The sequence below is a fragment of the Actinomycetes bacterium genome (genome assembly GCA_035489715.1).
Taxonomy (GTDB): Bacteria; Actinomycetota; Actinomycetes; order JACCUZ01; family JACCUZ01; genus DATHAP01.
On sequence record DATHAP010000170.1, the window covers coordinates 1 to 13,626 of the forward strand.

11 protein-coding genes are annotated in these 13,626 nt (G+C 74.5%); 2 read left to right on the plus strand and 9 right to left on the minus strand.

Going from position 1 to position 13,626, the window contains the following annotated elements; all coding sequences use genetic code 11:
* Both groEL and VK640_13985 read left to right on the plus strand, forming a co-directional pair.
* Positions 1–1,092: chaperonin GroEL (groEL, locus tag VK640_13980; protein ID HTE74290.1), on the plus strand; the 1,092-nt coding region annotated here is incomplete at its 5' end.
* Positions 1,093–1,235: 143 nt separating this feature from the next.
* Entirely contained in the window at positions 1,236–2,465 is a 1,230-nt protein-coding gene (locus VK640_13985) for an aminopeptidase (GenBank protein HTE74291.1), read from the plus strand.
* Positions 2,466–2,637: 172 nt separating this feature from the next.
* Here the strand turns inward: VK640_13985 and VK640_13990 are convergent, their stop codons facing one another.
* From VK640_13990 to VK640_14030, 9 genes are all read right to left on the minus strand, one after another.
* On the minus strand, positions 2,638–3,255 hold the full coding sequence (locus tag VK640_13990) for a VOC family protein (GenBank protein ID HTE74292.1): 618 nt from the start codon (positions 3,253–3,255) through the stop codon (positions 2,638–2,640).
* Positions 3,256–3,390: 135 nt separating this feature from the next.
* Positions 3,391–4,014: a hypothetical protein gene (locus tag VK640_13995; GenBank protein HTE74293.1), complete on the minus strand. Its 624-nt coding sequence runs from the start codon at positions 4,012–4,014 to the stop codon at positions 3,391–3,393.
* 156 nt (positions 4,015–4,170) lie between these two features.
* Entirely contained in the window at positions 4,171–4,866 is a 696-nt protein-coding gene (locus VK640_14000) for an ATP-binding cassette domain-containing protein (GenBank protein ID HTE74294.1), read from the minus strand.
* 5 nt (positions 4,867–4,871) lie between these two features.
* Positions 4,872–5,756 carry an ATP-binding cassette domain-containing protein gene (locus tag VK640_14005; GenBank protein HTE74295.1) on the minus strand — a complete coding sequence of 295 codons (885 nt, stop codon included), beginning with the start codon at positions 5,754–5,756 and terminating at the stop codon, positions 4,872–4,874.
* Position 5,757: 1 nt separating this feature from the next.
* Positions 5,758–8,907: an ABC transporter permease gene (locus VK640_14010; protein HTE74296.1), complete on the minus strand. Its 3,150-nt coding sequence runs from the start codon at positions 8,905–8,907 to the stop codon at positions 5,758–5,760.
* Positions 8,904–12,056: an FtsX-like permease family protein gene (locus VK640_14015; GenBank protein ID HTE74297.1), complete on the minus strand. Its 3,153-nt coding sequence runs from the start codon at positions 12,054–12,056 to the stop codon at positions 8,904–8,906. Before VK640_14015 ends, VK640_14010 begins: the two co-directional genes overlap by 4 nt.
* A 145-nt stretch (positions 12,057–12,201) precedes the next feature.
* The gene (locus VK640_14020; protein HTE74298.1) at positions 12,202–12,780 is read right to left on the minus strand and encodes a dihydrofolate reductase family protein; all 579 of its coding nucleotides are present in this window, start codon (positions 12,778–12,780) and stop codon (positions 12,202–12,204) included.
* 34 nt (positions 12,781–12,814) lie between these two features.
* Entirely contained in the window at positions 12,815–13,108 is a 294-nt protein-coding gene (locus VK640_14025) for a WXG100 family type VII secretion target (protein HTE74299.1), read from the minus strand.
* Positions 13,109–13,261: 153 nt separating this feature from the next.
* The coding region (locus VK640_14030; protein ID HTE74300.1) for a TIGR03086 family metal-binding protein at positions 13,262–13,626 on the minus strand (365 nt) is incomplete at its 5' end.

The following is a 13,626-nucleotide window of genomic DNA, read 5'->3' on the forward strand; positions in this document are numbered from 1 at the left end:
GGTCTCGAGCTCGAGCTCACCGAAGGCATGCGCTTCGACAAGGGCTACATCTCGCCGTACTTCGTCACCGATCCGGAGCGCATGGAGACGGTTCTCGACGAGCCGTACGTCCTCGTGCTCAACAGCAAGATCTCGGCCGTCAAGGACCTGCTGCCGCTGCTGGAGAAGGTCATGCAGTCCGGCAAGCCGCTGGCCATCATCGCCGAGGACGTCGAGGGCGAGGCGCTCGCGACCCTGGTCGTGAACAAGATCCGTGGCACCTTCAAGTCGGCCGCCGTCAAGGCGCCCGGCTTCGGTGACCGCCGCAAGGCCATGCTGCAGGACATCGCCATCCTTACCGGTGGCCAGGTCATCTCCGAGGAGGTCGGCCTCAAGCTCGAGAACGCCGGTCTCGACCTGCTCGGCCGGGCCCGCAAGGTCGTCGTCACCAAGGACGAGACGACGATCGTCGAGGGCGCCGGGGACGCCGACCAGATCGCCGGCCGGGTCAACCAGATCCGCGCCGAGATCGAGAAGTCGGACTCCGACTACGACCGCGAGAAGCTTCAGGAGCGCCTCGCCAAGCTGGCCGGCGGCGTCGCCGTCATCAAGGCCGGCGCGGCCACCGAGGTGGAGCTCAAGGAGCGCAAGCACCGCATCGAGGACGCGGTGCGCAACGCCAAGGCCGCCGTCGAGGAGGGCATCGTCGCCGGTGGTGGCGTCGCGCTCCTGCAGGCGTCGACCACCGCGTTCGAGAAGCTCGACCTGGACAAGGACGAGGCGACCGGCGCCAACATCGTGAAGATCGCGCTGGAGGCCCCGCTCAAGCAGATCGCCGTCAACGCCGGCCTCGAGGGCGGCGTCGTGGTGGAGAAGGTGCGCAACCTCGAGACCGGTCACGGTCTCGACGCGGCCACCGGCGAGTACAAGGACATGATCAAGGCCGGCATCATCGACCCGGCCAAGGTCACCCGCTCGGCGCTGCAGAACGCCGCGTCGATCGCCGGCCTCTTCCTCACCACCGAGGCCGTCATCGCCGACAAGCCCGAGAAGGCCCCGGCCGGCGGCGGCATGCCGGGCGGCGACGGTGGCATGGGCGGCATGGACTTCTGAGTCCAGCCCCACCAGCACGACGAGCACGACCAGCACGACCCCACGGGCGGTCCCTCCACTGGAGGGGCCGCCCGTTCGTCGTCCCGGCTCGCCGTCATGGGTACCGTGGCCGGGCAGCCGACCCGGACGAAGGAGCAGCACCGATGAGCGAGCCGTACGACCACCTGCTCGGGGCCTACGCGCGACTGGTGGTGCGGGTCGGGGTCAACGTGCAGCTGGGGCAGCGCGTCGTCGTGCGCGGCATGGTCGAGCACGCCGAGGTCGCCCGAGCGGTCGCTGCCGAGGCCTACCGCGTGGGCGCGAGCTACGTCTCCATCGAGTACGTCGACCAGCACCTCCAGCGCGCCCACGTCGCCCTGGCCCCCGACGACTCGCTGGGCACCTCGCTGCGCCACGAGGTGGACGCGATCAACGCCTGGAAGGACGACGACGTCGCGGTCATCTCCCTGACCGGCAACCCGAACCCCACCCTCATGGACGGCGCCGACCCGGCCCGGCTGGCCGCCTCGCTGCCGGTGGAGCGGGCGAAGGCGGCCATGCAGGTACTGGGCGCCGACCACGTCGCCTGGTCGGTGGTCGCGGCGCCCAACGCCGGCTGGGCCGAGAGCATCTTCGGCACGCCTGACGTCGAGCGGCTCTGGCAGTCGGTCGCGCTCGCGACTCGGCTCGACGAGGACGACCCCGTCGTCTCGTGGCGTGAGCACCTGGCCAAGCTGGCCCACCGCCGGGACCTGCTCAACGAGCAGGGCTTCGACCGCATGCACTTCCGCGGCCCGGGCACGGACCTGGTCGTCGGCCTGGCGCCCCGCTCGCACTGGGTCACGGCAGAGCACACCAACGACGCCGGCACCGCGTTCGTTGCCAACCTGCCGACCGAGGAGGTCTACACGTCGCCGGACTGGCGCCGTGCTGACGGGACCCTCAGCACGACCGCCCCGTTCTTCCTGCAGCAGATGAACGTCCTCGTCGACGGCCTGGTCCTCGAGCTCGGTGACGGCACGGTGCGCGCGGCGAAGGCCGCGGCCGGCGAGGAGGCGGTCCACCACCAGCTCGACAGCGTCCCGCGGGCCAGGCACCTGGGCGAGGTGGCGATCGTCGACGGCGACTCGCGGGTCAGGCGCACCCAGCTGACCTACCGCGACATGCTGTATGACGAGAACGCCGCGTCGCACGTCGCATGGGGTGCCGGCTTCCCCACGACGATCGAGGGCGGGACCAGGCTCGACGTGCAGCAGCGGATCGAGGCCGGCGTCAACCAGTCGGCGACGCACGTCGACGTGGTCGTCGGCAGCCCCGACGTCGAGGTGCTCGGGATCGCCGCCGACGGCACGACCACCCCGGTGCTGGTCGGCGACGAGTTCGTCCTCGGCTGACCGACTGCCGGCACGTCACGATGGGTGCGGCAGCAAGATGGGGTGCGTAGGACCTGCCGTCGCCCGATGTTGCTAGGTCGAGCTGCTCGGGATCCTCGGCGTACCGCGCGACGTCGGCCGGGCGACGGACTTCATGCTCGTTTGTCGTCGTCGGTGCGGCTGCGGCCGTCGCTCAGCGCGGCAAGCGGTTCGGGCCCGTCGCCGTGACGAGCCGCTGGGGCACCCAGTCGTCGACGTGATGGAACCCATCGAGGAACGGGCCGGCATCGAGCTCGACGGATGCCCTTAGTGAAAGTCGGTAGAACTTCACGTGGGTGAAGTCCTCGAACAAGATGTAGACGGGGTCCGGTGTGCTGTTCGGGCCCTGGAACTGCTGTCCCGTCAGGACCGGCTTGTGGGCTTCGACGAAGGCGTCGAAACTGTCGACCACGACGCCGAGGTGCTCCAACCCCATCTTGTAGACGCGCTGGTGCACGGGCGGGATGAGCTCGATAAGCGGGACGACCTTGCCGTCGAGGACTTCGAGTGGCTCGGCGGGAATGATCAAGGAGATCGGGCGGCCATTCCAGACGTTCTCGCGATTGGCGACCGCGTGACGTTCGAGCAGGGTCCGCACATGCGCGTACTGGTCCCACTCCGGCACGCGGACGGCGAGGTGGCTGAGCGCGTACGGACGGATGTCGATGCCCCGCGCGAGCAGGCGATCGTGCTGCTGCGCGGAGAACGCGCGATAGTCCCCGATGATGTCGCCAACCGGATCGGCCATCGCCGCCTCCTCTCGGCCGGCCATCGTACGACTGGTGGGCGGCGGACGCCTGAGCCGCCGCTCGGGGAACGTTCGGGCATGCCGCGATGAGCTGTCGGGCCCCACGATGGCGCCGACATCAGGCATGCGCGAGGGATATCGAGCGCGATCTGAGAGCACTCAGGTCACGATGAGCACGACGCCCACGACGGCCGGGTAGGTGTGCGCCCAGAAGGGCGGGTGGACGGCGTACGCGATCCGACCACCGACGGCGAGCAGCACCGCGAAAGCGCACCCCCAGCCGACGCCGAGCCAGCCCACCCAGGCCGGCAGGCCGTCGTCGAGCACCACCGCCGTGCCGAGCACGGCGAACGCCGCATAGGCCGCGAGCATGTGGGCGCGGTACAGCAGCGACGCCCATGGCTCGGTCGCGAGATAGAGCTCAGGTGGCCGGCCGACCGCCACGGTCCTCGCGGCGGCCCACGGCACCACGGTCAGCCGGTAGGCCAGCGACACCACCCAGCAGGCGGCGCCGACCGTGAAGACGACCGTCGCGGCCCAGCCGGCGGCTGCTGCGTCGTCGGGCCGGGCGAGGCTGGCGGCCATCGCGAGGCCGGCCGGGGTGACGAACATGGCCGCGGCCATCCACGCGTGGATCCAGGTCCACCGTCGCGGGTCGGCGTGCATGGCCGGGAGGGCGACCGCCGGCTGGGCCTGGTACTCCGGCCGCCAGCGCACGGCCCCGACCAGGAAGACCACCAGGCCCGCGACCAGCACCAGCCCGGCTGCCGTCTCGGCGTCCATGCCGCGATCGTGGCACGGCGATCGGCCAGCCGGAGCGCCACGTGGAGTGGCTTGCGATCGCTTGGAGCGGCGTGCATGCCACTCCAAGCGATCCTCGACCACGTATACGTGGTCGACCCGCAGGCGCGACGCGCAGGGACCGCACCGGGCGGGCGGTCAGCCCTCAAGGGGGCGGACCCAGGTCGCGACGCCCGCGTCCAGGTGCAGCTCGGCGTCGCACTCGGCCGCGGCGTCCGGGTCGTGCGTCGCGAGCACGACCGCCGCCCCCAGGTCCGCCTCGGTGCGCAGCAGGGCCACCACCCGCGCCCGGTTGGCGGCGTCCAGCTCGCTGGTGGGCTCGTCGGCCAGCACGACCCGGCCGCGCTGGGCGAGTCCGCGCGCCACCGCGACCCGCTGCTGCTGGCCGCCCGAGAGCTCCTCGATCAGCTGGTCGCCGGCGGTCGCGAGCCCGACCTGGTCGAGCGCCTCGGCGGTCCGCTGCTGCGACGCCGCTGGCTCGACGCCGGCGGCGAGCAACGGCACCAGGACGTTCTCCGACGCGGTCAGGACGCTGGCCAGCGCGTTGTCCTGGGGGATCAGCACCACCCCGGCGCCGCTGGTGGTGTCGCGGTCGGCGGCCGGCGCGTCGCCGACGTGCACCGATCCCTCGTCCGGCCGCACCAGCCCGGCCAGCACCCAGAGCAGGGTGGTCTTCCCCGCGCCGGACGGCCCGGTGACCGCCACGACTCGGCCCGGCCGGGCGGTGAGGTCGATGCCGCGCAGCACCTCGTGCCCGTCGTAGGCGACGTGCACCCCGCGCGCGGTCACCGTGAGGGGTGCCCGCTCGTCCGTGTGGGTCATGGGTTCGGTCACCGCACTCATGCTGCCCCCTCCCCGGTCTGGGTCTCGGTCTTGTCGAGGCGGACCGCCTCCTCGTCGACGATGGTGACCCGCAGCAGCGACCCGGGCGGCACCCGCTCGAGCACGTCCGGCGGCAGGGTCAGCGACCCGTCCCGGCCGACCACGGCGTACTCCTCGCCGCGCCGCCCCTCGGCCCCGACGCGGCCGTCGCGGATCGTCACCGTGCGGGGCAGCCGGTCCGCGACGTCGGGGTCGTGGGTGACGGCGACGACTGTGGTGCCGAGGTCGCGGTTGATCTCGGTAACCGCGTGCAGCACCTCGTCGCGGCCCTCGTGGTCGAGCTGGCTGGTCGGCTCGTCCAGCAGCAGCAGGCCGGGGTTGGCGGCGAGGCCGACGCCCACGGCGAGGCGCTGCCGCTGGCCCGGCGACAGTGAGCCGAGCGAGTTGGTGGAGTGGTCGGCCAGCCCGACCAGCGAGAGCACCTCGTGCGGCTCCGGCAGCTCGGAGCCGCCGAAGTCGTCGTCGGCCTCGCGCCCGGACCGCACCTTGCGGGCACCTCGCTGGGCGAAGCGGACGTTGTCGATCGGCGTGGCATACGGCAACAGGTTGCGCATCGCGCCCTGCAGCACCACGCCGACGTCGGTGGCCCGCATCCGGGCCAGCCCCTTCTCGTCCATGCGGGCGATCTCGTGCGGGCCGACGTGCAGCCGCCCGGCGCTGGGCCGCAGCAGCCCGGCGAAGAGGTTGAGCAGCGTCGACTTGCCGGACCCGGACGGGCCGAGCAGCCCGACCACCTCGCCGGCCCCGACGTCGAGGTCGACGCCGGAGAGTGCGACGACGTCGTTGCCCTCGAGGCGGTAGATGTGGACCAGGCCGTGGCAGGCGACCGGGATGCCGCTCATGTCAACGGACTCCTTCCCGCAGCCGGTCGGAGCGCCCGGCACGCAGCTGGAGGGTGGCGACCGTGAGGCCGACCAGGACGAGGAGGCCGGCCAGCGCGCCGACCGCGAGCCAGCCGGCGGAGGCGACCGGCGCGTAGCGGACCGGGATGCTCGACGAGTCGGCGTCGAACTGCGGCAGCGCCGGCAGCACCGCCCACACCGCGAGCAGCGACGCGAGCGCGCCACAGGCCAGCGCGACCAGCACGGTGCCGACGTTCTCGCGCAGGAGGAGGGCGCGGACCGTGCGCCGCTTCAGGCCGACGGCACGCAGGGCGGCGACCTCGTACGCCCGTTGGCGCCGTCCCACGTAGGCCGCGACCAGGAGTGCTCCCACCGAAACGACGACCGCCGAGGCCCCGCAGACGAGGAGCAGTCGCAGCGCCAGCACTGCCCCGTCGCCGGCGTAGACCCGCTCCAGGCCGGCGGCCGTTTCGCGCGACGGGACGGTGACCCCGGACCGGCGCAGGGAGCGCACCAGCGCCTGCTCGTCGCCGGTGTCGGAGCGGGACAGCCAGACCTCCTGCTCGCCGACCTGGGCCTGGTCGTCGAGGCGCAGCGCCAGCTCGAGGTCGACGATGACGGCCCGGTCGCCGGCGCGGGGGGCGTAGTCGACGACCCGCGCCACGGTGAACCGGGTGGTCTCACCGGACATGCCGGTCGTCTCGCCCGTCGGCACGCCGCCCTGCGCCGCCGACGGTCCGGCGGCCTCACGGGTGACGACGGCCGGCAGAGGCTCGGGGCTGTCGCCGCGGACCACCTCGGCGTAGGGGCCGCCCGGCGCCTGCAGGTCGACCAGCAAGGCTTTGCCGGCCCGGAGCCGCACCTGAGGCCCGCCGATGGTCGGCGCACCGGGCCGCCAGCCGCCGGGCACGCCGAAGCTGCCCTCGAGCCGGGCCAGGTCACCGCCCTCCCCGGTGGCGCTCAGCCCGGCGAGCCGCAGCCGGGCGGTAGCCCTCGCGATGTCGGTTCCGGGGTGGTCGAACGCGAGCCCGACCAGCCGGCAGCCGCCCTGGCAGTCAGCCGGCACCTCGCCGCGGTAGGTGCGGTCACCCCGGCGCAGCTGGCCGATCGGGACGTACTGGAAGGTGCCGCCGACGTCGAGCTTGGCCGACAGGGTCAGCGGTGTCGGCGACCTCATCTCCTCGAGCTCGACGTCGACCTCGATCGGCCCCGGATGCACCTGCAGCGACGGGACGGTCGCCGGGGCGAGCGTCGCCTCGATGCCTCGCGAGGGTCGGGCGTCCGGCGCGCCCCAGGCGAGGACCCGGTCGGCGCGGCTGCTGTCGACGGCCAGCATCGACGGCTGCTGGCTGGAGGACGCGACGTGCACCGCGGCCATCGCGTAGCGGCCGTCCGGGTCGGCCTTGCGCACCGCGTCGACCAGCGCCTGCGGGTCTGCCGCGCGCGCCTGCAGGACCACCGCCGCGCCGGTCTCGGCGCGAGCCCGCTCGCTGCGGTTGCGCTCGGCCACGGACCACGCCTGCACACCAACCAGCAGCAGGCAGGTCGCGACGGCGAGGACCGACGCGATGCGGGCGGTGCCGGGGCGGCGGGCGACACCGGCCCAGCCGACCAGCCCGGGCGTACGACCGCGGGCGGTGGACGCCGCGACCCGGCGGCGGGCCACCCGCACCAGGACCCGCGCTGCGAGCAGGCCGCCGGCGACCGCGATCATGCCCGGCGCGAGCATCGCGACCGGGCTCGGCCGGGTCCCGCGGTCGTTGATCAGCTGCACTACACCGGCCGCGGCCAGCACCACGACGACCGCGTCGATCAGTCCGGCCCCCCGCCCGGAGCTGCGGGCCGGGACCCTTCGGAGCAGCTCGGCCACCGGCCGCCGGAACACCTGGCGGGACGACAGGGCGGCCGTGACGATGCCGCCCCCCAGGGTGCCGAGCACGGTCAGCAGCACCGACCAGGTCAGGACCACCTCGGTGCCCGGGGCGAAGACCCGCCCGGCGGCGGACCGCACCGCGACCCAGCCCACGGCCGTGCCCAGCGGCGCCGCGACGAGCAGCAGCAGGAACACCTCCGCGAGGCCGAAGCGGCGGGTCTGCCGCGCGGTCAGCCCGCGCAGCTTGGCCAGCCCCAGCTCGGGGGAGCGCTCCTCCGTCGCCGAGCCGACCACGAGGTAGAGCGTCCACCAGCTCAGCAGCACCAGCTGGGTGACGGCCAGCGGCGCCGCGATGCGCACCAGCCGCCGGCCTTGGTCGGCCCGGTCCAGCGCGGCGGGCAGCTGGCTGTCGGTGTTGACCAGGAGCCGCGGTGTCTCGAGCGACAGCGCCCGCACCTGTCGGAGCAGCGGGGCCGTGTCGTCGAGCTGGACCCGCGCGGCGAGCAGCGGCACGTCGATCGTGTAGGTCGCGATCCGAGCCGCGCCGGCGCCGCCCGCCCCGAGGAAGACCGGGTCCGCCGTCGGCGGGACCTCCTCGAGGGCAGCGATGGTGGAATGCGGGTTGAAGGCGTCGAAGTACGGCCGCCCGACCCAGTAGGCGTCGTCGACGGGCACCGGGTCGTACGCCCCGACGACCTCGACCGCGACCACCGGGGCGATGCCGCCGTCCTGCAGGGTGGCCGAGTCGGGCAGCTCGGCCTCCACCACGTCGCCGACCTCGGCGCTGAGGACCTCCAGGCTCCGGCGGGACATGATGCCCTCGTCCGGCGCCTCGGGGCAGCGGCCGGTCACGGTGGGGAGGTGCTGGCAAACGCCTGGCCGCTCGACGACCTGGCCGAGCACCACGCCGTCCGCGTTGTCGCCCTCGGTGGGGTGGTACTCGCCTTGGCCGACGTAGGCCAGCCGGCGCGGCCCGAACGCCGGGTGGGTGAGCGCGTCGCGGACGACCCCGTCGGCGGTCGACGCCGGGGGCGCGGCGCCCTCGCCGACCCCGGCACCCACCTGCGGAACGGACACCTGCACCGACAGGTCGAACGCGTCGGCCCGGCGCAGGGTGTCGCGCAGGATCGACTCCTCGGCCGCGCGGGCGTAGAGCGGAGCCACCACCGAGGCGGCGCTCGCGACCGTGGCGAGCACGAGCACGATGAGGGCGGTCGAACGGCGGAACCACAGACCCTGGAACGCCAGGCGCGCCCCGGTCAGGTCCGGCCGCCTCATCGGCTCTCCCGGAGGCGGTCGGTGGTCGCCGACGCCGCCAGCAGCCGGCCGACGACGACCGACACGGCGCACAGCAGCACCAGACAGCCGAGGGTCGTCGCCACGACGGCCGACCAGACCGGGTCGAGCACCAGGGGCAACCGGGCCGCCTTGGTCGCGAAGAGCGGGATCTGCGGCAGAGCCACCTGCGCGGACACCACCCCGAGCACAGCACCCACGACGACGCCCAGCACCGCGACGACGACGTGCTCGCGAACCGCCGCGCTGCGCACGGTCCGGCGGGGCACCCCGACGACCCGCAGGCCTGCCAGGTCGCGGGCCCGGGACGCGCCCGATGTCGCGACGCCGACGACGAGCACGGCGGAGGCGAGCACCACGGAGACGAAGCCGGCGAGCACCGCCAACCGCAGCGCGATGGTCGGGCCCTCGTCGGCGAATGCGGTGCGGTGCGCCGCCGACGTGTCGCGGCCGGTCACCCCGATGCCGTGGTCCGCGAGCTGGTCGCGCAGCCGTTCCTCGCGCTTCGGGTCGTCGGCCGCGAGCCAGACGTCGTACGTCGTCTGGGCCGGTGCGGCCGACGGGCCGCTCACGACGCCGGCCAGGTCGACCAGCAGGCCACGGGGACCGCTGCGCGGCACCAGCGGGAGCTCGCCGACGACCCGGTAGGCCATGTCCCCGGCTTCGAGGTCGGGCGCGACCACCTCCTCGGACGGCACACCGGGCGCCTGCGGGGTCCTGGGGATGTCCCCCGCGATCAGCGCCCGCGGCTCGGCCGCCACGTCGCCGCGCTGCACTGACACCGCGTTGCCGAACGACTCGTCGGCGAAGAAGAGGCTGTCGCCCACCGCGACCGACCCGCTCGGCTGCAGGTTGGCCTGGAAGGGCAGCAGCGACCAGGCGTCCGCCTCCGAGGTGTCCAGGTCTACCGGCGTGGTGGCCTCCCCGGTGCCGACCCGGAGCCCGGTCACTTCGGTCTCCACGTAGGCATCGGTGAAGTCGCCGAAGGTGCGGTTGACGGTGACCCGGCGCAGGCGGCAGCCGTCCTGGCACGGGAGCGCGGCCCGGTAGGTCCCGGTGCCCTCGCGGATCCGGCCCAGCTCCACCTGGCGGGGACCGCCGTCGTCGCCGACGACGGTCAGCGACAGGGAGAACGGCCGCAGCTCCGGCGCCGGGGCACCGCGCTGCGGCGGCAGGCCCCGGGCCTTCAGCCGGGCGGTCACCGCCACCGCGTCGCCCTCGATCTCGATCGGGTCGGCGAGCGACGGTGCGAGATCGGCCAGCTCGGCGGCGGTCGGCTCGGAGTCGGGAGCCCAGGTGGCGATGCGGGCGAACGCCTCGGGGACCACGGCGGTGGTGCGCGGGCCGGTCGCGGTGGCGGTCCGCACGGTGACGACCGGGGTCGCGAAACCGCCCTGGGGATCGATGTCGAGCACCGCCCGCCGGAGCACCTCCGAGCTAGCGGCGTCGACGGTGAGAACCACCGGCGCGCCGGACTCGACGGCCGCCCGGGTGGTGCGGTTACGGTCCGAGACGGACCAGGCGTCCACGGCGAAGACGAGCAGGGCGCAGGCGACGGTGACGATGGCGATCAGCCGGCGCAGTGCCGGCCGGCGGGCGATCTGCACCCCCGCGAGCGCCTGGGCCACCCGGCCCCGCCTCAGCGAGCGGCGGGTGAGCGGCCCGGCCACGGGGATGACGGCCTGCGAGAGCAGCAGCCCGCCGGCAATCGCGAGCAGGCCGGGCGCGAGCAGGGCCACCGGCCCGCTCTCGCCGGAGAGCAGCGTCACGACCCCGGCGGCGGCCGCCGCGACGACGGCGCCCTCGGTCAGGCCGACCTGCAAGGTGGAGGCGCGCGGCGGCACGCGGCGCAGCAGGCTGGTGAGCGGCTGGCGCAGGGTGGGCGCCCCGGCCACGACCACGGCGAGCAGCCCGGCCACCGCGGCGGCGGCGACGGCGAGGGCGACCGGGAACCGGGCTTCGAGCACCACCCCGTCCTCGAGCCAGAGCGCGGTCGCGCCCGACGCGACGAGCCAGCCGACGGCGGCACCCAGCGCGACGCCGACGAGCACGAGCAGTCCGAGCTCGCGGAGCAGCAGTCCGGCGGCGCCGCCGGTCCCTTGGCCGCGCAGCCGGGCCAGGGCGATCTCCGGCCGGCGCTGCTCGGTGGCGGCGGCGCAGACGAAGGCGAGCACGACCACGCCGAGCACGGCGAGCTGCACGGCGAGGAGCGGGATGACGGTGCGCGCCTGGTCGCGCTGGGACGCCGTCGAGGCCAGCAGGGCCGGGATCTCGCTCACCGCGGACCCGTCGACCGTGCGCGCGGCGGCGTCGACCCGCTTGGTGGCACCGGCCAGTGCCCGCAGCCGGTCGATCTCGACGGCGGCCACGTCGACCGGGATGTCGAGATGGGTACGCAGCGCCGGCCACTCCACGGACGCGACCGTCGGCCAGGTGGTGAGCACGTCGTCGACTGCCGGGACGTCGGTGGCGGTCCGGGCCGGCAGGGCCGCGGCCGGGGCCGCCTGGCTGCGGCCGGACCAGAAGGGGTCGCCCGGTCGGGGCGGCTCGTAGATGCCGACGACCGCCACGGCCCGCCCGGGCGCCTCGGTGTCCGGGTCGTCGGGACCGCTGGCCTGGGCCGACATCCACAGCTGGTCTCCGACCCGGACGTCGGTGACCCCGGCGGTCAGCCGGCTCACCAGCAGCTCGCCCTCGCCGCGGACGCACCGGCCCTCGGCCAGCTCGAGGTGCCGGCACAGCCCCTCGCGGCTGACCAGCCGGCCCCGGGCGGCCGGCGGGCCGTCCGGCGCCGAAGGCCCGGCACCGGTGCCGCCGGTCGCCGCCCGCAGGTCGACCTGGGTGTCGGCGCCCTGGATCGGCGGCAGGAACTGGTCGCGGGTCCGGCCCCGCACGGTGCTCGCCAGCTCCTGCGGCGACGGCGGGGCGGTGCCGGTGGCGGTGACCGCGATGCTGCTCTGCGCGACCGGGGCGTCGGCAAGAACGTTCTTGAGCACCGACTGCTCCACGGCCCGGGCGTAGAGCGGTCCGAGGGCCGCGGACGCCGAGACCACGGCGGCGAGCAGGACGACCAGCACGGCCTGCCGGGGCCGGTGGCGCAGGGCGGCGACGGTCACCGACCCACCGGCCATCGCTCGCGTCCCTTCCGTCCGCCGTTTCCTGGCGCACCAGGTCGCCGGGCCACGATGCCGGATGCCCGGACCACGCGGCAGCCCGGGGTCGTGATCGTGACGGGATCGTTGCGGGTCCGGAGCCCGGGCGTCACACCACCCGGGGTCAGCCGGGAGGTCGGGCTGCTCCCGGGGCGCGACGTACGTCGTAGGCGAGGTGCACCGCGCCGCTGCCGAACCCGCGCTCGGACCGCAGCCGCAGGTCGAGGCGGACCCCGTCGGGCAGCGCCGGCGTGCCGCCGCCCACGATCACCGGGTGCAGGTAGAGGTGCAGCCGGTCGACGATGCCGGCCTGCAGGGCGTGCGCCGCGAGGGTCGGCCCGCCCACCGACACGTCGCGCTCCGCCGCGTCGACCAGCCGGCGGACCTCGACCGGGTCGAACCGGCGCTCGAGCCGCGTCCTGGCCGTGGTCACCCGGTCCAGCGTCGTGGAGTAGACGACCTTGTCCGCGCCGCGCCAGATCTGCGCGTAGTCGCGGATGACCGGCTCGTCGCCCTCGAGGGTCTCCCAGGCGGCGAGAACCTCGTACATGCGGCGGCCGTAGAGACAGGTGCCGAGCGGGCGCTCGGCCTCGTTGACTGCCTGGTGCAGGTCGCGGTCGGGAGCCGCCCACTCGAAGCTGCCGTCGGCGTCGGCGACGTAGCCGTCGAGCGAGGCGATGGCGGAGTAGACGAGGTTGCTCATCGAGCCACGCCCTGCCCGTCGGAGGAGTGGTCGGTCAGCGGGTGCCGAAGCTGGTCGCGACCTGGCGCTCGACCTCGTCGTAGGTCTGGCCGGCATGGCCCAGCAGCTGGCTGAGGCCACCGAGCGCCTGCTGCAGGCCGTGCGCGCTGCGGTGCCAGTCGTCGTAGAGCGCCTGGAAGCGGTCCTGCGCCAGGCCGCTCCACGACTCGCCGATCGGCAGGACGCGGGCGCGCAGCCCGGCCAGCTCGGACTCGATCTGGCCGGCGGCGGTCTGCACTTGGTGCGACAGGCCGAGCAGCTCGGCGGGGGTGACGCGTAGGGCGGTCATCGGTGGGCCTCCGGGAGGTGTGCGGATCCGGTCGTGCCGACCCTACGGAGGTCAAGGGCCCGCCCGCTCCCGTCGTCCACAGGCTATCGAGGCGCTCGACGGCACCGGCGCCAGTGCGGTCTTCCCGGAGGCGGTCTCCGCGGAGACGTCCCGTCACGGCCGCCAGCCGGGGTCCCGGCCGGCGAAGCCCATCGCTCGGTCCCAGGGCGGCGCATCGGCGGGGACCTCGACCACCGGGCCGAAGATGCCGGCCCGCGCCTCGGTGCTCTCCGGGGTCGCCGACTCGGCGGTGAAGGCGAGCACGGCCGCAGTGGTCACCTCGTCGAGGCGGTAGTCCTGCCCGGTGGCGCGGGCGAGGTCCCAGCCGTGGACCGCGACCTCGTCGAGGGCCACCAGGCCCATCACCGCGCCGGGCATCGTGACGCCGCCCGCGGTGCACTCACCCTCCCAGGCGGCCGTGTGGTCCCACGCCGTCGCGAGCTCGCGCAGGCGCTCCGGCAGCCGCTCGCGCCACGCCG

Coding starts and splice junctions, on each gene's coding strand:
- VK640_14020 (HTE74298.1), bottom strand. CDS start 12,780: ATGAGCAACCTCGTCTACTCCGCCATCGCCTCGCTCGACGGCTACGTC.
- VK640_14015 (HTE74297.1), bottom strand. CDS start 12,056: ATGGCCGGTGGGTCGGTGACCGTCGCCGCCCTGCGCCACCGGCCCCGG.
- VK640_13985 (HTE74291.1), top strand. CDS start 1,236: ATGAGCGAGCCGTACGACCACCTGCTCGGGGCCTACGCGCGACTGGTG.
- VK640_13995 (HTE74293.1), bottom strand. CDS start 4,014: ATGGACGCCGAGACGGCAGCCGGGCTGGTGCTGGTCGCGGGCCTGGTG.
- VK640_14005 (HTE74295.1), bottom strand. CDS start 5,756: ATGAGCGGCATCCCGGTCGCCTGCCACGGCCTGGTCCACATCTACCGC.
- VK640_13990 (HTE74292.1), bottom strand. CDS start 3,255: ATGGCCGGCCGAGAGGAGGCGGCGATGGCCGATCCGGTTGGCGACATC.
- VK640_14025 (HTE74299.1), bottom strand. CDS start 13,108: ATGACCGCCCTACGCGTCACCCCCGCCGAGCTGCTCGGCCTGTCGCAC.
- VK640_14010 (HTE74296.1), bottom strand. CDS start 8,907: ATGAGGCGGCCGGACCTGACCGGGGCGCGCCTGGCGTTCCAGGGTCTG.